This window comes from Streptomyces sp. NPDC014891 (assembly GCF_043081085.1).
In the GTDB taxonomy this organism is placed as follows: Bacteria; Actinomycetota; Actinomycetes; order Streptomycetales; family Streptomycetaceae; genus Streptomyces.
In genome coordinates this window covers 130445-152108 of the sequence record NZ_JBIBWF010000013.1, presented here as the reverse complement: position 1 = coordinate 152108, position 21664 = coordinate 130445, and the positions used below count along the sequence as shown (strand labels likewise).

Genomic DNA, 21664 nt, shown 5'->3' with positions numbered 1-21664 from the left:
GGGCCTCCACCCTGAGGTGGAGGCCCTCGGCCGGGCCCTCAGGGTGGAGGGCCTCGGCTCGGCCCTCCGGCGGAGGGCCATCGGCTCGGCCGGAAGGCGCGGGGGGTTCCACCGCCTCGGGTGCGGGTGAGACCCTGACGACCGACATTTAGGTGTACGAAGAAAGGAAGCGCGCGGTGACCGAGTCCTCCACGACGCCGGCGGGCGGCCCCGCCGGCAGGGCCGGAACGCCCACCGCCGCACCCGGCCCGGCACGGCCCCGCCACCGCGGCCCGGTCGTCGCCGCCCTCATGCTCGGCATGGGCCTCGCCGCCATCGACGGCACGATCGTCTCCACGGCCGTCCCCCAGATCGTCGGCGACCTCGGCGGACTCTCCGTCTTCTCCTGGCTGTTCTCCGGCTACCTCCTCGCCGTCACCGTCACCCTGCCCGTGTACGGCAAGCTCAGCGACACCTTCGGCCGCAAGCCCGTCCTCGTCGCGGGAGTCGTCCTCTTCCTCATCGGCTCCCTGCTCTGCGCGGCCGCCTGGAACATGGCCTCCCTCATCGCCTTCCGCGTCGTCCAGGGCCTCGGCGGCGGCGCGCTCCAGGGCACGATCCAGACCATCGCCGCCGACCTGTACCCGCTGAAGGAGCGCCCCAGGATCCAGGCGAAGCTCTCCTCGGTGTGGGCCGCCTCCTCGGTGGCCGGCCCCGCCGCCGGCGGCCTCCTCGCCGGGTACGCGGACTGGCGCTGGATCTTCCTGATCAACCTGCCGATCGGCGCGGTGGCGCTGTGGCTGATCGTCAGGCACCTCAAGGAACCGGCCCGGACGACTCCCCGCGCGCCCGTACGCATCGACTGGGCGGGCGCCCTCGCGATCTTCGCGACCGGCGCGCTGCTCCTCACCGCCCTCGTCCAGGGCGGTGTCGCCTGGCCCTGGCTGTCGGCCCCCTCCCTCGGTCTGCTCGCCGGGTCGGCCGTCCTCGGCGTGGTCACGGTCCTCGTGGAGCGACGCGCGGCCGAGCCGATCATCCCCGGCTGGGTCTGGCGCCGCCGGACGATCTCGGCCGTCAACCTCGCGCTGGGCGCGCTGGGCCTGCTCATGGTCGCGCCGACGGTCTTCCTGCCGACGTACGCGCAGTCCGTCCTGGGTCTCGGGCCGATCGCGGCAGGGTTCGTGCTCTCGGTGATGACGCTGAGCTGGCCGATCAGCGCGGCGTTCTCGAACCGGGTCTACGGCCGGATCGGCTTCCGGCTGACGGCCGTCATCGGCATCTCGCTCGCCCTGCTCCTGCTCCTGGCCTTCCCGTTCCTGCCGTTCCCGGGGGAACCCTGGCAGCCCGCCCTGATCATGCTGCTCCTGGGCGCGGCCCTCGGCCTCTTCCAACTGCCGCTGATCGTCGGCGTGCAGTCGACCGTCCCGTACGAGGAGCGGGGCACGACCACCGCGTCCGTCCTCTTCTGCCGCCAGGTCGGCCAGAGCGTGGGCGCGGCCCTGTTCGGCGCCGTGGCGAACGGCGTGCTCGCCGCCCGCCTGGGCGGCGGCGACCTGGACACCCTGGCGCGGGCGCTGGACGCGCCCGAGTCCCTGACGGCGGGGGCGATGGACGGCCTGCGGCGCGCGGTCGACGCGGCCGTCGACTACGTCTTCGTGGGCGCGGCGGGCGCGGCGGCCCTGGCCCTCCTGGTCCTGCTCACCCTGGCGCCCCGCCGCTTCCCGGTCCTGGAGGAGGGGGAGCGGCGGAGCGCGGAGGGCTGACGCGTACAGGCGGCGGTTGTACTACTCCGCGGAGGCGAGCCCGACGCCTCGGAGTCACGGACGGGCACGGTTCCGGCGCGGGCAGCGACCTCGATGCAGTCGCCGCCGTCACCATCGCTGCAACCGCCCCTGAACCAGCAGAGTGCTCCCGTGCTGCTCACAGCTCCCCCAACAACTTCTCGATGAACTCGAGCGACTCTCGGGGAGGGAGGGCCTGCGACCGGATCACCCCGAAGCGCACGGCGGCGACGGTGACCTGCTCCGGCTCGGCCACCAGCGTCATCTGATGAGTCGCCTCGAAGTACAGGAACCGCTTACCGTCCTTCCGCGTGGCGATCGTGAACGGTCCTCCCATCCCCGCGTTCTCCTCCCGGTCCATCGGCATGACCTGGATATCGGTGTGCGGCTGGTGCCCGATGTGGAGCAGTCGCTCATACTGCGCACGAAGGACCTGTTTGCCGCCGTACGGCTGCCGCAGCACCACTTCGTCCAGGACGAAACTGTTCAAGGGTTCAGGGCGCCGCCCGAAGACGTCTTTCTGACGGCGGAGTCGGGACGCCACCCTCCGCTCCACGAGATCCGGATCCAAGGGAGGGCGCCGCATCGCGAGCACCGCCCGCATGTACTCCTCGGTCTGCAACAGGCCACTGACCAAGAACTTCTCGTAGTGGAGGAGTTCGATCGCCGTCTTCTCCAACTCCACCAGGCCCGGGAAGCCCGCCGGGTACTGCGCGTTCTCCAGCTGGACCTTCCACACCGACAGCACGCCGTCGGCGGTCAGAACCTCGTCCGCCTGCTCGACCGTGCGCGGCGACGGGATCCTCCGGCCCTGCTCGAACGATGCGATGGTCGATGACGAGTAGCCGAGCCGGCTGCCCAGTTCCTCCCGTCCCAGCCCCGCCCTCATCCGCAGTGTCTTCAGGGTCTTCCCGAACGCCACCGCGATTTCCTGGCCGGTCCCCGGCACCGGTACCGCGCCCCACTCGTCCGCCATCGCGCCCACCTCTCGTACCTGCACCGACACCGCACGTACAAGACCGTGGCGTCGGTACGTCACCCCTGGTCACGCTACGCGACCAAGAGGAGCGTAGGGGGCATGACGAGCAACATCGACAGCCTCACCTGCACCACCCAACCCACCGGTGCGTCGCCCTACTTGGGCCGTGAGGTCTTCACCCTCCGCTTCACCTCGACCGCCCGGGGCGCCCGGCTCGCCCGGCGGCTCGTCGCGGTGCGGCTGGACGAGTGGGGTGTGCCGTTCGGCACCCCGGCGCACGACGCCGTGGTCCTCGTCGCCGCCGAGCTGGCGACGAACGCCGTGCGGCACGGGCACGTGCCGGGGCGGGACTTCCTGCTCCTCCTGCGCCTGCTGCACGGGGTCCCGGCCGTCGCGCGGGTCGAGGTCGGGGACACCCGGGGGGAGCGGATGCCGGTGCGCCCCGGCCCCCGTCCGGAGGAGGGACTCGCGGACGGGGGCCGGGGGCTGCTGCTCGTGGAGCGGCTCGCGGACCGCTGGGGCTGGTACCCCAGGGTCGGCGCGCCGGGGAAGACGGTGTGGGCGGAGTGCGCCCTCCCCTGAACGGTCCCTCTAGAAGACGGCGTTGTAGGTCGTCTCCTGGGTGAGGGACACCGCGGCGCCGCGCTTGAAGGGCGCCGACCAGTCGCCCGTACCGGCGTAGAAGGTCTCGGCGCCGTTCGAGGCGACCAGGTCGGCCCGTCCGTCGCCGTTGGCGTCGCCGACGGCGGTGAGCCCGGCGAACCCGCCCCACCCGGCGCCCACCTTGGTGCGGGCGGCGAAGGTGCCGTCGCCCTTGCCGAGGTACAGCCAGAGGACGCCGTCCTTGTCACGGGCGACGAGGTCCCCGGCCGGGCCGCCGGCGAGGTTGCCGGTGGCCGTCAGCTGGTTGTAGACGCCCCAGCCGTGGCCGATCTGCTGGCGCGCCGCGAAGGGGGCGGTGGCCGAGCCCGTGCCCTTGTAGAGCCACAGGGCGCCCGCCTTGTCCGTGGCGACGAGGTCCGCGCGGCCGTCGCCGGTCAGGTCGCTGCCGCCCGCGAGCTCGGTGTACGTCTGCCAGCCGGACCCGATCCTCGTGCGGGCCGCGAGCGGCTTCTCCCGGTCGCCCGTGCCCTGGTAGAGCCAGAGGACGCCGCTCTTCTCCCGGGCGATCACGTCGGGCGCGGTGGAGCCCGCGACGTTCCCGACGGTCTCCAGCCGGTCGAAGGCACCCCAGCCGCCGCCGACGCGTGAGCCCCCGGTGTCCGCGAGGGAGCCGCCGGGAGCGGCGGGGCGGGTGCCGAAGCGATACAGCACTCCGGCGGTGTCCCGGACGAGGAGGTCGGCCGTGCCGTCGTCGTCGAAGTCGTGCGGGGCCGCCGGCCGGGTCACGGTGAACCGGCCGGTGGAGACGACGTCGGGGCCGATGCCCTCGTCGGGGCGGGCGGTGAGCTGCCACTCGTACGTGCCGTTGCGCGCCGGGGCGTCCCAGTCGGCGGCGTCCAGGTCCTTGCCGTCCCAGTGCCAGGTGAGGTGGCCCGGCAGGCCGGGGGCGGCGGGGTTCTGGGCGTACAGGCGGGTGTTGATCGTCCTGCCGCCGCCGCCGACGCGGGTCAGGGTCAGCCACACGTCGGCGTCCGCCCGGGACAGGTCCCAGCCGAAGTCGAAGCCGCGTGCGGCCTGCTCGCCGGTCAGGGTCGTCGGGGTGGTGGAACGGGTGACGGCCAGGACGGTCGACTGCCCGGTGGACGCGACGAGTGCGACGTCCGGACGTCCGCCGTCGGAGCGCGGCGAGACCCGGTAGAGGCCCTCGCCGTGCTCGGGGGTGCCGCCGCGCACGAGGAGGCTGCCGTCGGGGCCCGCGACGGCGGACGAGAAGGCGGTGAGGAGCTGGACCTTCTCTCCGGTCGCGACGGACTGGGCCGTGAACGGCCGCACCGTCGGTCGGGGCACGCCGGGCGCCGAGGTGGACGATTCGATGTGGGCCTTCCGGCCGGACGCCACCCAGCCGCCGACCAGGTACAGCGGGTCGCTCAGGTCGTCGTCCGACGGGATCCACCGCTCGGTGGTGCTGTCGCGCGCGAAGGCGACGATCCCGTGGACGGACCGGCTGCCGGACATCCGGGCCTCGCGCCAGGCCACGTGGGTGCCGGAGACGGCGCCCTCGCGGGCCCACTGGTCGTCATGCTGGGGGTACCACTTCGAGGTGCCCGAGGCGAGGTCGACGAGGATCTTGACCGTCGTCCCGGTCGCGTCGAGGCTGCACTCGTAGAGCACGGAGGCGGTGTCGGTCCAGCCGTCGCGGCCGTCGGCGCAGTCGATTCCGGCACCTCCGGCCACCGCGCGGGCCTTCGGCGGGTTGTCGTCGAGGGTGACGGCGTACTGCTTCTGCGGGCCGCCGGCCACGTACTGCCCGAGGAGCATGGTGGCGCCGGCGACGCCCTCGAAGAAGAAGCCGTCGCCGAGGGCGTCGAGGCTCACCTCCCGGGGGGCCGGAGCGGCGGTGGGCTTCGCCAGGTCGTAGACCCGGACCACCCGGCCGGCGACCGGGGCGGACCGGTCGACGGTGACGACGAGGTCCGCGCCGCCGGCGGCGGCCTCGGTGGCCCCCGGCAGCACGACGGACGAGCCGTCCGCGTACCAGGTCCAGCGGAACTCCGGCGAGGCGCCGCGGGTCTTGGACAGGAAACCGCTCGGGCCCGCGCCGACGACGTCGGCGTTGCGCGGGAACGACACGGGGGCCTGCCGGCCCTCCTGCGCCGCGGCGGGCGCGGGGGCGGCCGCGGCCGGGAGCGCGGTGAGCGTGCCGCCCGAGGCGGCGAGGACGACGGTGACGGCGACGGCCGCGAGACGGCGGCCGCGCGTGCGTGTGACGTGCATGTTCATGTTCCCTCCCCTGGGAGAGGGGAGGTTATCCGACGTCAGACGGCCCCCGGCCGTTGGGGGGAGGCGGAAGGGCCCCGACTACCCCTCGTCCCCGGCCCCGTCCCCGTCCGTCGTCCCCGCGCGGCCCGTCAGGGCCGCCAACGAGTCGCGGATGTGGTCCATGTGGCCGTGGATCTCGTCCCGGGCCTCCTCGTGCTCCCGCAGCACCCGTTCCGTCTCGCGCTCGGCGCGCTCCGCCTTCATCCGGGCCTCCGCGAGCAGCCCGGACGCCCTGGCCTCGGCGTCCTCCTGGCCGTGGCGGGCCTCCTCCTCGGTCTGCGCCAGGGTCCGCCGTGCCTCCGCGAGCCTCGCCTCCGCCGCGGCGGTCAGCTCCCCGTGCCGGGCGTCGAGGGCGGCCGTCCGTGCCTCCTCCGCACGCTCCGCCTCCTCCCGTACGGCCGTCTGCTCGGCGACCTGCTCCGCGAGGAGGTCCGCCGCGCGCCGCTCGATCGCCTCGAAGTCCTCCCGCGCCCCGGTCAGCAGCTCGTCCGCCTCGCGCCGGGCCTCCGTCGTCAGCTCCTCGGCCCGCGCCCGCGCCGCCGCCAGGGTCTTGCCCGCCGCTCCCTCGGCCGCCTCCCGGACGCCCTCCGCGTCCGCCCGGGCCGCCTCCGCCGCCTCCCGGGCGGCCGTGTCCGCCGCCTCCGCGAGGGCCTGCGCCGCCGCCTCGGCGGACCGTACGAGCGACTCGTCCTCCCGCTCGGCCAGCTCCAGGATCTCCCCCGCCCGCGCGCCGAGGTTCTCGTAGCGGTGCGGTACGAGCGCCTCCACGGCCGCGCGCAGCCGGGCCGCCTCGGCCTCCGCCTCCTCGGCGAGGACGGTGAGCCGCGCGGCCCGCTCCCAGGCTCCGTCACGGTCCCCGGCGAGCGCGGCGAGGTAGCGGTCGACCTGCTCCGGCCGATAGCCGCGTCCCCGTCCGACAGCGAAACTCATCCCCTGGCGCCCCTTCCCTGTGACCCGACCGAACGTCCAGGATGCTGCATCAGAACGGACAAAAGACGCCCAACGTGCACACACGTCGAGCGCCTTTCATCACATTCTGTCCAGGGAGTCTGTCCAGCGGCGTCCGCGGGAAACCCCGGCCCCTCCCCCTACAGAAGGCCGTCCCACATCTGCTCCAGCAGCACCGACCACCAGTTCTCCGGCGACGACAGCGCCGCCGGGTCCAGCATCGCCAGCTGCGCCTGGAAGTCGACCGTCCAGCGCCCCGCCTGCTCCGGGTTCAGCCCGAACCGCAGCCGCCACATCCGGCCGAGCAGCGCCATCGCCCGCGTGAACTCGGGCAGCCCCGTGTTCACGAACTGCGCCGGCACCGACTGCCCGCCCGGACCGGCCTCCACCGGCACCGCCACGATGTGCGCGGTCCCGTACTGGACGCAGATCGCCCGGCCGAAGTCCGAACCGAGCACCAGGTACGAACTCGCGTCCGGCGCCGGCTGGACCTGCCGCTGCGCGGCCAGCTCCGCCAGCGTCGGCACCACCGGCACCGCGGGCTGCGCCCAGAAGAACGGCCCGAAGTCCGCGGGCAGCCCCGCCCACACCAGCGTGCGCGCCACCAGCTCCGGCACGCCCTGCCGGGACACCGCCCGCTGGTCGAAGCGGAGGATGCCCGGACCGAACGCCCCCGCCAGCTCCTGCGCGATGCCCTCCGGCGGGATCGGCGGCGCCGGCTGCACCTGCGGCAGCGGCGCACGCACCGGCGCCGGCCGCGCCGGACCGTCCGCGACCTGGTGCAGCTCGCCCTGGTGGGTGAGGAGTTGCCGCATGCCCTGCTGACGGCCCGCGTGATCACGGCCGTACGGGGCGATGCTCGTGATCCGCGCCTGCGGCCAGGTCTCCCTGATCATCCGCGCGCAGTAGCCGCCCGGCAGCTCGCAGGACTCCAGCTCCGTGTGCAGCTCCAGCACCTGCTGCGGCGGCACGTTCATCGCGCGCAGCTCGTGCAGGATCTGCCACTCCGGATGCGGGGTGCCCGGCGCCGAACGCCGGATGATCTGCGCCTCGGAACCGTCGGGCGCGCGATAGCGCAGCACCGCCTGGTAGCCGGGGCCGACCGTCGGCTGACCCGCCGGCTGCGGATAGCCGTACGCCGGCGGCGCGGCCCCCGGAACCGGACCGGGCACGGGGCCCGGCGCGGGCGGCGGGGTCTGGCCGCCGTGCAGCGGCGGCGGCGGAGCCGGCGGACCCGGAGGCTGCGGCGCCACCGGACCGCCCGGTCCCGGGTGGGCCAGCATCGTCGCCGCGTGCTCGATGCCGCCCGCGGGCGTACCGGGCACACCCGGCGGCGGCGGAGGCGGCGGCGGCGCGCCGGGACCGCCCTGGTTCGGATGCGCAAGCATCGTCGCCGCGTGGTGCACGGGCTGCGGCGGCGCGGGCGGGGCCGGGGCCGGCGGCGGGCCGGGCGGGCCCGGCTGCGCGGGCGGCGTGGGACCCTCGGGCCCCAGCTGCGACACCAGTTGCGTCGGGATGTACGCGCCCGCGCCCGACGACCCGCCGGGGACGCCGGGAGCTCCGGGCGGCGGCGGGGGCCCGGCCGGACCGCGGTTCGCCTTCGGCGGCAGCGCGGCCTTGCTGGTCGCCTCGTCCGCGATGTCCCGGGCACCCGGCGCCGAGGGCGCGGGAGCGGGAGCGGGCGGAGGCGGCACGCCCGGACCGGCGGCCTGCGGCGGCGCCGGGGGCGCGGCCGGACCCGCCGGAGCGGGGCCGGGAGCCGGCGCGGCCGGGTTCAGCCGGGGCGACACCGCCGTCGGGGGCAGCGCGCTGCCCCCCTTCATCAGGGCGGTCGGCGCGTCCGCGCCCACCTGCGGCGGCGGGGTGTCCTCGTCGTCCGTGCCGGACAGCGGCGGCGCGAACACGGTCGCGGGCAGCGGCACCGCACCGTCCGCCCCGCCCGCACTCGCGTTGGCGTCCGCCCACGGGCTCGACGCCGGCGGCGGGGTCGGCGCGGAAGCGGGAACGGGCGGAGCCGCGGGCGCCACCGGAGCGGCCGGGGCCGCCGGGGCGTCCGGACCGGCCTGAGCCGGACCACCGGAGACGCCGGCCTCCGGACCCGCCGGCGCCGGAACCTCCGGGGCCGCGGACCCCGGGCCCCCGGACGCCGAATCCCCAGCCGCAGCCGCATCCGCGACCGGACGCTCCGCCGGAACCCCGTCCATCGCCGTCGGCTCGTACGCGACGGAACCCGGCACCGCGGACACCCCCGCGCCCTCCGAAGCCGACGACGACGAGGCGACCGAGGCCGACGGCCCCGACTCCGCCGCCGCCACCGGCTCCGACACGTCGTCCGCCGACGCCGAGGACGCACCGCTCTCCTGCGACGCGTTCGGCTGCTTCGGCAACCCGATCCGGTCCGCCGCGTCCTGCAACCACTCCGGCGGACTCAACAGGAACGACGTCTGGTTCAGATCGATCCGCGCCGCCGGCACCGCCGCCTGCGCCGGAACTTCCTCCGCCGCCCCGTACTCCTCCTCGTACCGGCGGATGACCTCACCCACCGGCAGCCCCGGCCACAGCGTCGCCTCACCACTGTCCCGGGCGATCACCAGCCGCTGACGCCCGCCGTCCGACGTCGGACCGCCCTCGCGGTCCTCCGCCCACACCACGAACCCCAGCTCGAACTCCCGCACCCGCACCTCACGGTGCTGGTACCCCGGCAGGTCGCCGTTGATCCACTCCTCGGCGCGCTCCTGCGCCTGCGCGAACGTCACCACAGCCCACTCACTCCCCCACCGGGACGACCGGCACCGCACGCGCGAAGCCGCCGTCCACCATCAGGTTCGCCACCGTCTCCAGCTCCGGCGGATTGCCCGCCAACCGCTGGAGGAACGCATCGAAGTCCGCACCGCACGGGAGCAGCAGCCGCCCCACCCGCTCGGCCGCCGACCAGCCCGCCGCCGCCTCGCCGGAGTCCCGGGCGTCGTCGTACGCGCAGAACCACACCGAACCGACCCCCTCACCCCGCACCTTCAGGGCGACCAGACCACCCTGGACGAACGCCACCCCCAGGTAGTCCTTCGTCAGGTGATCACGCAGGCACTTGTTGACGTAGACGAGGTCGTTGACCCCCGCCTCCTCCCGCACCGTGAAGAACGGCTGGTCGACCAGCAGCCCCAGCTCCGCGTCGAGCGCCGCCCCCACCGGGGCGCACCCGCCCGCCGCCCGCAGGAACGACCGGTACGCCCCCGGAAGCCGGTAGCCGAGGTCCTCCTCCACGCCCTGAAGCTGCTGCTCCGACACCGACACCCGCCCCTTGGGCAGGCCGAAGTGCGCCGGCCGGGTCTCCTGCAGCGGACGCGTCCCCCGCTTCATGTGGTCGACGGCGGCCGTCGCCACCCCGCCGTGATGACGCAGCAACGCCTTCACCTCGACCGGCACCAGCTCCATCCGCCGGCTCCGCGCCACGTGGTGCCAGGTCCAGCCGTGCGGCGTCGCCACCGAGGGAATCGTGTCCCACAGCTCATGACCCGTCGCCGCCATCGCCGCGTTCGCCGACACGTAGTCGGTGAGCCGCAGCTCGTCGACACCGAAACCCTCCGGCGGATCGGCGATCTCCGCCGCCGCACGCGCGTACGGCGAGAAGTCCGGGAAACCGAACTCGTCCACCCGCACCCCGCGAGGATGCCGGGAGGCCCGGACCGGATCCGGAAAGTGCACGACCTGCCCGGCATAGGCGGCGTTCGGTGGCGCGGTGTCCTGCCCGAGCCGACCTGTCGTCATGGCGGTTGCCCCCTGCACTGGCGTCGCTGACTGCTACTACCCGCAGCCGCTGGCTGCTCCTGACTGATGCCGCACAGCCTATGCGCTGCCACAAGACCCCGAACCGGCCCGATCCGGCAGTGACCACGTGTCACGACGCCATGACAGGTCGACCATGATTCCGACACACCGAAGCGGCGTTTCAGCGCCCCAGCTTCCCCATATGGCTCCCTATTTGGCAGGCTGTCCACGCAACTCGGGGGATTGCAGGAGGGGAAGACCAGCACCATGCACACAGCACCGACGCCCACACAGGGTGACCCACGCCTCAACTGGAGCAGCAGCGCCGACACCACGCGCGCACCGTTACTGCGTCAGCGCCGCGACGGCATCCTCCCCACCGTCGGGGCCGCCCTCTCCGTCCGCGGCGAGACGACCCTCACCTGTACCGCCGGACGCGGCGACCGGCCACCCGCCCTGCACGCCCTCGTGCAGGACTTCCTGGACACCCTCACCAGCGGCCAGCGCGAACGCTTCACCGGACGCTGCCCCGAGGCCATCCTGCTCTCCCGGCACCTCACCGCCGCCGAGAACGCCCGCTCCAAGCGCGCCCAGCGCAAACCGCTCACCCCCGGCGAAGCCCGCCGCTCCCTCAAACACGCCAAGCTCACCGCCCGGCACATCCGCGAGGACGGCGACCCCCTGCACGGCAGCTACGCCGCACCCTGCCGCTCCTGCACGGCGATGCTCGCCCACTTCGGCGTCCGCACCGTCGACCCCACCACGCCTGTCGAGAACGGCTGACCCCACCCCCATGCCCGACCACCTCAGCACCACCCGGTTCCCGGTCAACGTCGACGCCGCCCTCCGCGAGGCCGGCTGGCAACCCGGCCGCTGGGACATCAAACTCGCCGAGGAGTGGGCGGACACCCTCCGCGCCCACCTCTCCCCCGCCGGACACCGGCACAGCGTCTTCCCCGCCGTCGTCGAGGCCTGGGCCGAGTTCGGCGGCCTCCGGATCACCGCGCCCGGCCACGGACGCCAGATAGCGCCCGCCGCCGTCCGCTTCGACCCGCTCGCCGGACTCCACCTCTCCCGCACCCTCGCCGACCTCGGACGCGCCCTCGACACCGAGCTCGCCCCCCTCGGCGAGGAGGGCGACCACCAGGCGATCCTCGCCATGGACGTGGAAGGCCGCGTCTACAGCCTCGACCACGCCGGCGACTGGTACCTCGGCAAGGACATCGACACCGCCCTCGCCACCCTCGTCACGGGCGCACAGCCGGCCCGCCTGACAGCGGGCTGACCGTCGGCAGCACCGCCGACACCCGGAAACCCCCGGCGTCGGTCGCCCCCGACACGAACACACCGCCCAGCCGCAGCACCCGCTCCCGCATGCCGACCAGCCCGTTCCCCCCACTCGGCAGCCCCACGTCCGCGACCCCCGCGTCCACCGGACACGGACCGTTCTCCACCTGCATCGCCACCTCCGCCCCCCGGTGCGCGAGCCGCACCACCACATCGGCCCCCGCCGCGTGCTTGTGGACGTTCGTCAGCGCCTCCTGCACCACCCGGTACGCCGTCCGCTCCACCTCCGGCGCATAGGACCGCACCTCCCCCACCACCACCAGGTCCACCACCGTCCCCGCCAGCCGTGACTGCTCGCACAGCCCCTCCAGCGCGTCCAGACACGGACCGTCCTCGGCGGCGGCCTCGGCGGCAGCGGCGGCGGCCCGCCCCACGGCCGCCAGCGGCACGGAGACCGGAGCCACCGGAGCCGCCCCCTCCCTCAGCACCCCCAACATCTCCCGCAACTCCGTCAACGCCTGCCGCCCCATGTCCCCCACCAGAGCCGCGTTCCGCACCGCCTTCTGCGGATCCTTCAACGCCACCGCCTGCAAGGCGGCCGCGTGCACCACCATCAACGACACCCGATGCGCCACCACGTCGTGCATCTCACGCGCGATCCGCGTCCGCTCCTCCTGCCGCGCCCACTGCGCCCGCTGCTCCGCCCGGTCCGCCAGCAGCGACAACTCCTGCTCCAGACTGTCCGCCCGCTCCCGCAGACTCTCCATGAGCCGGCGGCGCGCCCCTATGTAGAGGCCGAAGAGCAGCGGCGGGGCGTTGAGCCCGAGGGTCACGAAGACCGCGACGACCGGCACGTACCAGCCGCTCGGGTCGATCTCGGGCTGCCCGACGTCGGCCTGGGCGAGGTCCTGCCGCATCCGCACGGCCGTCACGACGAACACGGCGACGGTGGACATCCCCGCGAGCAGGGCGGTGATCCGCCGGGGCACCTCGGAGGCGGCGAGCGAGTACAGCCCGACGATCCCCATCAGGAAGCCCATCTCGGCGGGCGTCACGGCGATCGACACGAGCACGACGACGACGGGCGAACGCCGCCGCACCAGCAGTACCGACCCGATCACCAGTCCGAACAGGACCCCGACGGGCACGGGCAGCGCGGCCTTCTCGGCGAACCCGACCCCTTCGAGTCCGCACTCCAGCGCGGACACGAGAGCGAGCCCCACATCCAGGACGGCACTCCGCCGCCTCCCCCACCACCACCGATTCCCGACACCCACGGCGCCCCGGTCTGCCCCCGTCACGGTCATACCCACCACCCTACGGGCGAGCCCTCGCGTCAACGCGGTACACACCAGTCCCTCGAACTGTTGAATCGACAGGGCTTTCGACCCGGATGTCCGCATTCCGGACGAGGGTGTTCACATGACAGCCGAATCGAGCAAGTACGCCGACTTCGAGGACCTGCGGGACCGGGCGGTCGCGCTCCGCCGCGAGGGACTCAGCCGCCGCCGGATCCGGGACCGCCTCCGGATCGACAACAACGACCTCCTCAACCGCCTCCTCGAAGGCGAACCGCCACCGGAGTGGACGAAACGCCCCAACGCCAAGGACGACTTCCGCGCCCGGGCCAGGGAGCTACGCCTCCGGGGCATGACCTACGACCGGATCCAGCTGGAACTGGGCTGCTCGAAGAGCTCGATCTCCCTGTGGGTACGGGATCTGCCGAAGCCGGAACGGAAGCGGTCTCGCGAGGAGGCCTCCGAGATCGCCCGCCGAGGATGGGAGCCGGTCCTGCGACGGCGGGAGGAGGAGCGGCGGGCCGCCAAGGACGCGGCGGCCGCGGAGATCGGCGAGCTGTCGGAGCGCGAGCTCTTCCTGCTGGGAGTGGGGCTCTACTGGGCCGAGGGCACCAAGGACAAGGCGCACGCCCGTCGGGAGCGCGTGACGTTCGTGAACAGCGATCCCGGGATGATCCGGGTCTTCACCGCCTGGCTGGACCTCCTCCGCGTCGAACCCGCGCGCAGGAGGTACTACGTGATGATCCACGAGACCGCCGACGCGGCGGCCGCCGAGCGGTACTGGAGCGACCTCGTCGGCGTCGACGCCTCGACGTTCAACAAGACCACCCTCAAACGCCACACGCCCCGCACCAACCGCAAGAACGTCGGCGACGGCTACCACGGGTGCCTGGTGATCCAAATCCTCGGGAGCGCCGATCTGTACCGTCGCATCGAGGGGGCCTGGTGCGGCATAGTAGGGGCGGTCCGGACCACCCAGACGGGAAGTCGGACATAGAGGGCGAACTATCCCGGATCGTCTAAGGGCAGGACAAATGGTTTTGGTCCATTGAATGAGGGTTCGAATCCTTCTCCGGGAGCCTGTCGGCGGGTCCTGACCACCACGGTCAGGACCCGCGCTCATGTCCGCACCCCTGCCCCCCGGTATCCTTCGTGCGTCCACCACCCAAAGCCGAAGGGCATTCCCGTGAGCGCCACACGCCCGGCCGCCGTCGTCGTCCTCGCAGCGGGTGAGGGCACCCGCATGAAGTCGAAGACCCCCAAGGTCCTCCACGAGATCGCCGGGCGGTCACTCGTCGGGCATGTCGTCTCCGCCGCCCGGGAACTGGAGCCCGAGCACCTCGTCGTGGTCGTCGGGCACGCCCGCGAGCTGGTGAAGGGGCACCTGGACGAGCACTACGCCGGGACCCGCACCGCCGTCCAGGAGGAGCAGAACGGCACCGGTCACGCGGTGCGGATGGCCCTGGAGGAGCTCGGCCGGGCGCCCGAGGGGACCGTGGTCGTCGTGTGCGGCGACACTCCGCTGCTGTCCGGCGAGACGCTCCGCGCGCTCGCCGACACCCACGCCGCCGACGGGAACGCCGTCACCGTGCTGAGCGCCGAGGTCCCGGACTCCACCGGGTACGGGCGGATCGTGCGCGACCCGGCGACCGGGGCCGTCACCGAGATCGTCGAGCACAAGGACGCCTCCGACGCGCAGCGGGCCATCCGCGAGATCAACTCCGGGGTGTTCGCGTTCGACGGGCAGCTGCTCGCCGACGCCCTCGGCAAGGTCCGGACGGACAACAGCCAGGGCGAGGAGTACCTCACCGACGTGCTGAGCATCCTGCGCGAGGCGGGGCACCGCGTCGGCGCGTCGGTGGCCGGCGACCACCGCGAGATCCTGGGCATCAACAACCGGGTGCAGCTCGCCGAGGCGCGTGCGCTGCTGAACCGGCGGCTGATCGAGCGGGCCATGCTGGCCGGTGTGACCGTGGTCGACCCGGCCTCGGTGTTCGTGGACGTCACCGTGACCTTCGAGCCCGACGCCGTCCTGCTGCCGGGCACGCAGCTGATCGGGGCGACGCACATCGGCGAGGACGCCGTGGTCGGCCCGAACACGCGCCTGAAGGACACCCGCGTCGAGAAGGGCGCCCGCGTGGACAACGCGGTCGCCGACTCCGCCGTGATCGGCGAGAACGCCTCGGTGGGGCCGTTCGCGTACCTCCGTCCGGGGACGAACCTGGGCCGGAAGTCCAAGGCCGGTACGTACGTCGAGATGAAGAACGCGACGATCGGCGAGGGCACGAAGGTCCCGCACCTGTCGTACGTGGGCGACGCCACGATCGGGGAGTACTCGAACATCGGCGCGGCCAGCGTGTTCGTGAACTACGACGGCGAGGTGAAGCACCACACCACGATCGGGTCGCACTGCAAGACCGGGTCGGACAACATGTTTGTGGCTCCCGTCACGATCGGGGACGGCGCGTACACCGCCGCGGGGTCCGTGATCACGAAGGACGTGCCGGCCGGTTCGCTCGCCGTCGCCCGGGGCCAGCAGCGGAATATCGAGGGTTGGGTGGCCCGGAAGCGTCCCGGCAGCGCTGCCGCGCAGGCCGCTCAGGCCGCCTCGGAGGACTCCGCCGGCGAAAGCTGACCGGAAACGGGTACGTCGAACTCGGCGTACCGTGATACGTGCACACAAATTCGGCTGGCTCGCACACGCGCACGACAGCTCGTGGCGGCGGCCAGACAACACGTCTGAGGAGACAGTGCTGTGACCGGGATCAAGACGACCGGCGAGAAGAAGCTGATGCTCTTCTCCGGCCGCGCCCACCCCGAGCTGGCCGAGGAGGTCGCGCACCAGCTGGGTGTCGGCCTCGTTCCCACCAAGGCGTTCGACTTCGCCAACGGTGAGATCTACGTCCGCTTCCAGGAGTCGGCCCGTGGCGCGGACTGCTTCCTGATCCAGAGCCACACGGCTCCGATCAACAAGTGGATCATGGAACAGCTGATCATGATCGATGCGCTCAAGCGGGCCTCGGCCCGGAGTATCACTGTGATCATCCCGTCGTACGGTTACGCCCGCCAGGACAAGAAGCACCGCGGTCGCGAGCCGATCTCGGCGCGTCTGGTCGCGGACCTGCTGAAGACCTCCGGTGCGGACCGCATCCTGACGGTGGACCTGCACACGGACCAGATCCAGGGCTTCTTCGACGGTCCGGTGGACCACCTGTCGGCCCTGCCGGTCCTGGCGGACTACGTGGGCGCGAAGGTCGACCGCACCAAGCTGACGATCGTCTCCCCGGACGCCGGCCGCGTGCGGGTCGCCGACCGCTGGTGCGACCGTCTGGACGCCCCGCTGGCGATCGTGCACAAGCGCCGCGACAAGGACGTCGCCAACCAGGTCACCGTCCACGAGGTCGTCGGCGACGTGAAGGGCCGCGTCTGCGTCCTGGTGGACGACATGGTCGACACCGGCGGCACGATCTGCGCCGCGGCGGACGCCCTGTTCGCGCACGGCGCCGAGGACGTCATCGTGACGGCCACGCACGGCATCCTGTCGGGTCCGGCCGCGGACCGCCTGAAGAACTCGAAGGTCAGCGAGTTCGTGTTCACGGACACGCTGCCGGTTCCGGGTGCCCTGGAGCTGGACAAGATCACGGTGCTGTCGATCGCGCCGACGATCGCGCGCGCGGTGCGCGAGGTCTTCGAGGACGGTTCGGTGACGAGCCTCTTCGAGGAGCACTGAGCCTCGGCCGTACCGCAGCCGTGAGGGCCGTTTCCCCGTTCGGGGGAGCGGCCCTCCGCCGTGTCCGGGTGATCCAATTGGGTGGTGGGGCGGCGGGCCGGTAGACTGCCGTAGTTGCTCGGCGAGGGAGGCCGTACCCGTACGGATGTACAGGGTCACGGCGGTCCGTTATCGACGCGCTCTTCGTAGCAGGCCATCGCCAGTCGTGGCCGGGTGACCCAGACTTTCGTCACCTTTCTACGAGGAGTGCACCATGTCCGAGGTCAAGCTCGCCGCTGCCGTCCGTACCGAGTTCGGCAAGGGCGCGGCCCGTGCGATCCGCCGCAACGCCCAGGTCCCCGCGGTCGTCTACGGCCACGGCTCCGAGCCGGCGCACGTGACCCTGCCGGCCCACGACCTGGCCCTGGCCCTGCGTACGCCGAACGTCCTGCTGTCCCTGGACATCGACGGCAAGAACGAGCTCGCGATCCCGAAGGCCGTCCAGCGCGACGCCATCAAGGGCTTCCTCGTGCACGTCGACCTGCTCCTCGTGAAGCGCGGCGAGAAGGTCACCGTCGAGATCCCCGTGCAGGCCGAGGGTGAGCTGGCCGCCGGCGGCAACCTGCTCGAGCACGTCCTGAGCACCGTCTCCGTCGAGGCCGAGGCCACCCACCTCCCCGAGGCCGTCACGGTCTCCGTGGAGGGCCTGGAGGCCGGTGCCTCCGTGCTCGCCGGCGACCTGGAGCTGCCCAAGGGTTCGACCCTGGTGACCGACGCCGAGGCCGTCGTCCTCCAGGTCCTGGCCGCGCAGGCCGAGGAGCCGGCCGCCGAGGCCGAGACCGAGGCCGCCGAGGGCGCCGAGGCCTGAGCCGTAGGCTCTGCCTGACGTGACGGGGTGACGGGCCGCACGGCCCGTCACCCCGTTTTCCGTATCTGGATGTTCCTGGACGTAGTGGGACGAGGAGACCCGACGCACATGACGGATGACGCGAACGCGCCCTGGCTGATCGTCGGCCTCGGCAATCCCGGGCCCGAGTACGCGGGTAACCGGCACAACATCGGGTTCATGGTGGTGGACCTGCTGGCCGAGCGGATGCGGGGCTCGTTCAAGCGGGCGGGGAAGGCGCAGGCGCAGGTCGTCGAGGGCCGGATGGGTCCGCCGGGGCCGGCGAGCCGCCGGGTGGTGCTGGCGAAGCCGATGTCGTACATGAACCTGTCGGGCGGGCCGGTGACGGCGCTGCGGGACTTCTACAAGGTGCCGACGGCGCATGTCGTGGCGGTCCATGACGAGTTGGACATCGACTACTCGGTGCTGCGGCTGAAGATCGGCGGTGGCGACAACGGGCACAACGGTCTGAAGTCGATGACGAAGGCGATGGGCGCGGAGTACCACCGGGTGCGGTGCGGGATCGGGCGTCCGCCGGGCCGGATGCAGGTGGCGGACTTCGTGCTGAAGGACTTCTCGTCGACGGAGCGCAAGGACCTGGACTGGTTCGTGGACCGGGCGGCGGACTCGGTGGAGTGCCTGGTTGCGGAGGGTCTGGAGCGGGCCCAGTCGGCGTACAACTCCTGAGCCCTGCGGGGCTCGCGCGGTACGACTGTACGATCGCGGGTCATGACGCACGTCCGTAACGCCGCCATGGCCCTCGTCGCCCTCCTCCTGCTGGTCGCGGGCGCCTGGGCCTCCTGGAACTCGGCCCAGCACGTCCTGCTCGCCAAGGGGCGGGAGCACGGGACGCTGACGGTGACCGGCTGCACCGACGACCTGTGCAGCGGCCGCTACGCCCCGGAGGACCCCGCGTCGCCGCGCCGGACGCTGACGATCGCGCGGTCGGTGGCGGCGGAGAAGGGCGTGACGATCCCGGTGGTGGTGAAGCCGGGCACGGACGAGGGCGTGCGGACGGGCTGGGGCGGGGGTCTGCACGCGTGGCTGCCGCTGGGCGGGGCGCTGCTGCTCGCGGCGCCGCTGATCGGCGGGGGGCTGCGGCTGCCGAGGACGGCGTGGTCGATGGCGGGGGCGGGGGCCGCGCTGCTGGTGGCGGCGTTCTTCGCGCTCTGAGGGGCGGCTTGCCCCGGCCCGTCCCCGCACGCACAGGTGCCCCCGTGGAGGGTTCTCCACGGGGGCACCTGGCTGTGCGGGGACGGGGTCAGCCGGTGTTGCGCAGGCCGGCGGCGACGCCGTTCACGGTGAGGAGCAGGGCGCGGGCGAGCAGCGGGTCCGGCTCTTCGCCGCGCTCCGCGGCGCCGCGCTGGCGGGCCAGGAGGGCGACCTGGAGGTAGGAGATCGGGTCCAGGTAGGCGTCGCGGATGGAGAAGGTCTGCTGGAGGACCGGGTTGGAGTCCAGGAGCTTCTCGCCGCCGGTGATCTTGAGGACCTCGGCGACGGTCAGCGCGTGCTCGGCCTCGATGGTCTCGAAGACGTGCTTGAGCTCGTCGGGGACGAGGGTGTCGACGTAGTGCCGGGCGATCCGCAGGTCGGTCTTCGCCAGCGTCATCTCGACGTTGGAGAGGAAGTTGCGGAAGAAGTGCCAGCGCTCGTACATCTCGCCGAGGACCGGGTCGAGGCCCGCTTCGCGGAGGGCCTTGAGGCCGGAGCCGACGCCGAACCAGCCGGGGACGATCTGGCGGGACTGGGTCCAGCCGAACACCCACGGGATGGCGCGGAGTCCGTCGAGGGAGACGCCGGAGCCGGGGCGGCGCGAGGGCCGTGAGCCCAGGTGCAGGTCGGCGAGCTGGTCGACGGGGGTGGAGGCGAGGAAGTACGCCGGCAGGCCGGGGTCCTCGACGAGCTTGCGGTAGGCGGTGTGGGCGGCCTCCGAGACGGTGTCCATGGCCGCGTCCCAGCGGGCGAGGGCCTCGTCGGACTGGCGCGGCGCGGTGTGCAGGGCGGAGGCCTGCAGGGTGGCGGCGACGGTCAGTTCGAGGTTCTCGCGGGCGAGGGAGGGGATGAGGTACTTGTCGGAGATGACCTCGCCCTGCTCGGTGACCTTGATCTCGCCCTCCAGGGTGCCCCAGGGCTGGGCGAGGATGGCGTCGTGGGAGGGGCCGCCGCCGCGGCCGACGGTGCCGCCGCGGCCGTGGAAGAGGCGGAGGCGTACGCCGTAGCGGTGGGCCACGTCGCGGAGGCGGCGCTGGGCGCGGTGGATCTCCCACTGGCTCGTGGTGATGCCGCCGAACTTGGAGGAGTCCGAGTAGCCGAGCATGACCTCCTGGACGTCGCCGCGGAGCGAGACGAGGCGGCGGTAGGAGGGGTCGGCGAGCATGCCGTCGAGGATGACGTCGGCGGCCTTGAGCTCGTCGGTGGTCTCCAGGAGGGGCACGATGCCGATCTTGGCCCAGCCGGCGTGGAGGTCGATGAGGCCTGCTTCGCGGGCGAGGACGGCGGCGGCGAAGACGTCGTCGGCGCCCTGGCACATCGAGATGATGTAGGACTCGATGACCTCGGGGCCGAAGCGCTCGAAGGCTTCCTTGACGGTGTGGAAGACGCCGAGGGTCTTCTCGCCGGCCGCGTCGAGCGGGGCGGGGGTGGGGGCGAGCGGGCGGCGCGAGCGGAGTTCCTTGGCGAGGAGCTTCTGCCGGTAGTCGCGCGGCATGTCGGCGTACCGCCAGGACTCCTCGCCGAGGCGGTCGAAGAGCTGGCCGAGGGCGTGGTGGTGGGCGTCGGCGTGTTCGCGGACGTCCATGGTGGCGAGCTGGAGGCCGAAGGCGGAGAGGGTGCGGATGGTGCGGTCCATCCGGCCGTCGGCGAAGAGCGCGCCGCGGTGCTCGCGGAGCGAGGTCTGGATCAGGGTGAGGTCGTGGACGAGTTCGGCGGTGCCGAGGTAGTCGCGGCCGTCCTGGTGGGGGGTGCCGGAGGCGAGGCGCTCGCGGGTGTTGACCAGCTTCTGCCGGATGCAGGTGGCCTTGAGGCGGTACGGCTCCTCGGCGTTGAGGCGCTTGTAGCGGGGGCTGATCTCCGGGAGGAGGTCCAGGTCCTGCTGGAGGGAGTCCAGGAGTTCCTGGGTGGCTCCGGCGTAGCGGATCGAGTTGGAGAGGAGTCCGCGGAGGTAGTCGACGAGTTCGAGGGCGTCGGTGATGCCGTGCTCGTGCTGGAGGATGAGGATGTCCCTGGTCACCTGGGGGGTGACGTTGGGGTTGCCGTCGCGGTCGCCGCCGATCCAGGTGCCGAAGGTGAGGGGGCGGGTGCCGGCGGGGAGTTCGACGCCGACGCGCTGGAGTTCGGCGGCGAGGTCCTCCAGGACGTCGCCGACGGCGCCGGCGTGGAGCTCGTCGAGGTAGTAGATGGCGTTGCGGGCCTCGTCGGCGGGCTCGGGCCGGACGACCCGGAGTTCGTCGGTCTGCCAGATGAGGTCGATGTTCTCGGCGAGCCGCAGGTCGAGCCGGCGCCGGTCGGCCTCGATGACCGGGGTCTCCAGGAGGGCGGCGATGCGGCGGAGCTTGTTGAGGACGGACCGGCGCGCGGCCTCGGTGGGGTGCGCGGTGAAGACGGGCCGGACGTTGAGGTTCTTGACCGTCTCGCGGACGTGCTCGGGGTCGCCGTCCTTGAGCATGTCGACGGTGCGGGCGAGGAGGCCGCCCTCGGCGGCGCGCTTCTCGCGCATCTCGCGGCCGCGGTGCACCTGCTCGGTGACGTTGGCCAGGTGGAAGTAGGTGGAGAAGGCGCGTACCAGCTTGGCGGCCGTCTCCAGTTCGACGCCGCGGAGCAGCTCGGCGGCGGCCTCGCCGTCCTCGCGGGTGAGGCTGCGGACCTGCTCGACGAGGTCGAGGATCTCGTGGCCCTCCTGGCGGACGAGGGTCTCGCCGAGGAGGTCGCCCAGTCGGCGGATGTCGGCGCGCAGCTCGGCGCTGGCGGTGGGGGTCTGGTCGGCACTGCTCACAGGTGCGGCTCCTTGCAGTGTTTGAGCACGTCTGGAGGGGTTCTGGAGGCTTGCGGACCGCGCTGTCCGACGCACCCAGGATAGGTGTCCATCTGCTGGACGGCGGTCAGGGTCCCCTT

The 21664-nt window shown here is 72.9% G+C and carries 18 protein-coding genes and 1 tRNA gene; 11 read left to right on the top strand and 8 right to left on the bottom strand.

All coding sequences use genetic code 11. From position 1 onward, the window contains the following. Nucleotides 1-176 precede the first annotated feature (176 nt). Nucleotides 177-1742: an MFS transporter gene (locus tag ACF09E_RS31315; RefSeq protein ID WP_392209025.1), complete on the top strand. Its 1566-nt coding sequence runs from the start codon at nt 177-179 to the stop codon at nt 1740-1742. On the opposite strand, the gene ACF09E_RS31310 is transcribed toward ACF09E_RS31315, so the two are convergent. Together ACF09E_RS31310 and ACF09E_RS31305 are read right to left on the bottom strand one after the other, a co-directional pair. Beyond that, nucleotides 1625-1903 carry a DUF397 domain-containing protein gene (locus tag ACF09E_RS31310; protein ID WP_392209024.1) on the bottom strand — a complete coding sequence of 93 codons (279 nt, stop codon included), beginning with the start codon at nt 1901-1903 and terminating at the stop codon, nt 1625-1627. The two genes, ACF09E_RS31315 and ACF09E_RS31310, sit on opposite strands and share 118 nt — an antisense overlap. Beyond that, nucleotides 1900-2736, bottom strand: coding sequence for a helix-turn-helix domain-containing protein (locus ACF09E_RS31305; protein ID WP_392209022.1), 837 nt, complete (start codon nt 2734-2736; stop codon nt 1900-1902). Before ACF09E_RS31305 ends, ACF09E_RS31310 begins: the two co-directional genes overlap by 4 nt. Before the next feature lie 102 nt (nt 2737-2838). Between ACF09E_RS31305 and ACF09E_RS31300 the strand changes: the two genes are divergently transcribed. Beyond that, nucleotides 2839-3321 carry an ATP-binding protein gene (locus ACF09E_RS31300; protein ID WP_392209020.1) on the top strand — a complete coding sequence of 161 codons (483 nt, stop codon included), beginning with the start codon at nt 2839-2841 and terminating at the stop codon, nt 3319-3321. 9 nt (nt 3322-3330) lie between these two features. Here ACF09E_RS31300 and ACF09E_RS31295 read toward each other — a convergent pair whose 3' ends face one another. The 4 genes from ACF09E_RS31295 to ACF09E_RS31280 form a co-directional block, all read right to left on the bottom strand. Then, nucleotides 3331-5616, bottom strand: coding sequence for an FG-GAP repeat domain-containing protein (locus ACF09E_RS31295; RefSeq protein ID WP_392209019.1), 2286 nt, complete (start codon nt 5614-5616; stop codon nt 3331-3333). Between the two features lie 84 nt (nt 5617-5700). Next, the gene (locus ACF09E_RS31290) at nt 5701-6591 is read right to left on the bottom strand and encodes a cellulose-binding protein (RefSeq protein ID WP_392209017.1); all 891 of its coding nucleotides are present in this window, start codon (nt 6589-6591) and stop codon (nt 5701-5703) included. Between the two features lie 158 nt (nt 6592-6749). Continuing rightward, the gene (locus tag ACF09E_RS31285) at nt 6750-9368 is read right to left on the bottom strand and encodes an SUKH-4 family immunity protein (RefSeq protein ID WP_392209015.1); all 2619 of its coding nucleotides are present in this window, start codon (nt 9366-9368) and stop codon (nt 6750-6752) included. Nucleotides 9369-9375: 7 nt separating this feature from the next. Next, nucleotides 9376-10374 (bottom strand): SMI1/KNR4 family protein, encoded by a 999-nt coding sequence (locus ACF09E_RS31280; protein ID WP_361856678.1) that lies wholly within the window; start codon nt 10372-10374, stop codon nt 9376-9378. Between the two features lie 267 nt (nt 10375-10641). Between ACF09E_RS31280 and ACF09E_RS31275 the strand changes: the two genes are divergently transcribed. Both ACF09E_RS31275 and ACF09E_RS31270 read left to right on the top strand, forming a co-directional pair. Beyond that, nucleotides 10642-11157: a YwqJ-related putative deaminase gene (locus tag ACF09E_RS31275; RefSeq protein ID WP_361856675.1), complete on the top strand. Its 516-nt coding sequence runs from the start codon at nt 10642-10644 to the stop codon at nt 11155-11157. A gap of 10 nt (nt 11158-11167) precedes the next feature. Then, complete coding sequence (locus ACF09E_RS31270) at nt 11168-11659, top strand: SUKH-3 domain-containing protein (protein ID WP_392209013.1); 492 nt, start codon at nt 11168-11170, stop codon at nt 11657-11659. Here the strand turns inward: ACF09E_RS31270 and ACF09E_RS31265 are convergent. Next, a complete protein-coding gene (locus tag ACF09E_RS31265; RefSeq protein WP_392209011.1) occupies nt 11622-12968 on the bottom strand; it encodes a sensor histidine kinase in 1347 nt (448 codons plus the stop codon). The genes ACF09E_RS31270 and ACF09E_RS31265 overlap by 38 nt on opposite strands. Before the next feature lie 115 nt (nt 12969-13083). Between ACF09E_RS31265 and ACF09E_RS31260 the strand changes: the two genes are divergently transcribed. The 7 genes from ACF09E_RS31260 (at nt 13084) to ACF09E_RS31230 (ending at nt 18727) form a co-directional block, all read left to right on the top strand. Then, entirely contained in the window at nt 13084-13956 is an 873-nt protein-coding gene (locus ACF09E_RS31260; protein ID WP_392209009.1) for a hypothetical protein, read from the top strand. 11 nt (nt 13957-13967) lie between these two features. After that, nucleotides 13968-14038: transfer RNA gene (locus ACF09E_RS31255), tRNA-Gln, on the top strand. A gap of 107 nt (nt 14039-14145) precedes the next feature. Further along, entirely contained in the window at nt 14146-15594 is a 1449-nt protein-coding gene (glmU, locus tag ACF09E_RS31250; RefSeq protein ID WP_392209007.1) for a bifunctional UDP-N-acetylglucosamine diphosphorylase/glucosamine-1-phosphate N-acetyltransferase GlmU, read from the top strand. Nucleotides 15595-15714: 120 nt separating this feature from the next. Further along, nucleotides 15715-16689, top strand: coding sequence for a ribose-phosphate diphosphokinase (locus ACF09E_RS31245; protein ID WP_361856662.1), 975 nt, complete (start codon nt 15715-15717; stop codon nt 16687-16689). Between the two features lie 253 nt (nt 16690-16942). Next, the gene (locus ACF09E_RS31240) at nt 16943-17536 is read left to right on the top strand and encodes a 50S ribosomal protein L25/general stress protein Ctc (RefSeq protein ID WP_361856661.1); all 594 of its coding nucleotides are present in this window, start codon (nt 16943-16945) and stop codon (nt 17534-17536) included. Nucleotides 17537-17644: 108 nt separating this feature from the next. Next, nucleotides 17645-18241 carry an aminoacyl-tRNA hydrolase gene (pth, locus tag ACF09E_RS31235; protein ID WP_361856659.1) on the top strand — a complete coding sequence of 199 codons (597 nt, stop codon included), beginning with the start codon at nt 17645-17647 and terminating at the stop codon, nt 18239-18241. A 42-nt stretch (nt 18242-18283) separates the two neighbouring features. Continuing rightward, nucleotides 18284-18727, top strand: coding sequence for a hypothetical protein (locus tag ACF09E_RS31230; protein ID WP_361856657.1), 444 nt, complete (start codon nt 18284-18286; stop codon nt 18725-18727). Between the two features lie 88 nt (nt 18728-18815). Here the strand turns inward: ACF09E_RS31230 and ppc are convergent, their stop codons facing one another. After that, the gene (ppc, locus tag ACF09E_RS31225; RefSeq protein ID WP_392209005.1) at nt 18816-21545 is read right to left on the bottom strand and encodes a phosphoenolpyruvate carboxylase; all 2730 of its coding nucleotides are present in this window, start codon (nt 21543-21545) and stop codon (nt 18816-18818) included. Between the last annotated feature and the right edge of the window lie 119 nt (nt 21546-21664).

Bases quoted from the DNA above. Each gene is read 5' to 3' on its own strand.
- ACF09E_RS31230 (WP_361856657.1), top strand. From the start codon at position 18,284: ATGACGCACGTCCGTAACGCCGCCATGGCCCTCGTCGCCCTCCTCCTG.
- ACF09E_RS31275 (WP_361856675.1), top strand. From the start codon at position 10,642: ATGCACACAGCACCGACGCCCACACAGGGTGACCCACGCCTCAACTGG.
- ACF09E_RS31265 (WP_392209011.1), bottom strand. From the start codon at position 12,968: ATGACCGTGACGGGGGCAGACCGGGGCGCCGTGGGTGTCGGGAATCGG.
- ACF09E_RS31290 (WP_392209017.1), bottom strand. From the start codon at position 6,591: ATGAGTTTCGCTGTCGGACGGGGACGCGGCTATCGGCCGGAGCAGGTC.
- ACF09E_RS31295 (WP_392209019.1), bottom strand. From the start codon at position 5,616: ATGCACGTCACACGCACGCGCGGCCGCCGTCTCGCGGCCGTCGCCGTC.
- ACF09E_RS31280 (WP_361856678.1), bottom strand. From the start codon at position 10,374: ATGACGACAGGTCGGCTCGGGCAGGACACCGCGCCACCGAACGCCGCC.
- ACF09E_RS31305 (WP_392209022.1), bottom strand. From the start codon at position 2,736: ATGGCGGACGAGTGGGGCGCGGTACCGGTGCCGGGGACCGGCCAGGAA.
- ACF09E_RS31300 (WP_392209020.1), top strand. From the start codon at position 2,839: ATGACGAGCAACATCGACAGCCTCACCTGCACCACCCAACCCACCGGT.
- pth (WP_361856659.1), top strand. From the start codon at position 17,645: ATGACGGATGACGCGAACGCGCCCTGGCTGATCGTCGGCCTCGGCAAT.
- ACF09E_RS31270 (WP_392209013.1), top strand. From the start codon at position 11,168: ATGCCCGACCACCTCAGCACCACCCGGTTCCCGGTCAACGTCGACGCC.
- ACF09E_RS31240 (WP_361856661.1), top strand. From the start codon at position 16,943: ATGTCCGAGGTCAAGCTCGCCGCTGCCGTCCGTACCGAGTTCGGCAAG.
- ACF09E_RS31260 (WP_392209009.1), top strand. From the start codon at position 13,084: ATGACAGCCGAATCGAGCAAGTACGCCGACTTCGAGGACCTGCGGGAC.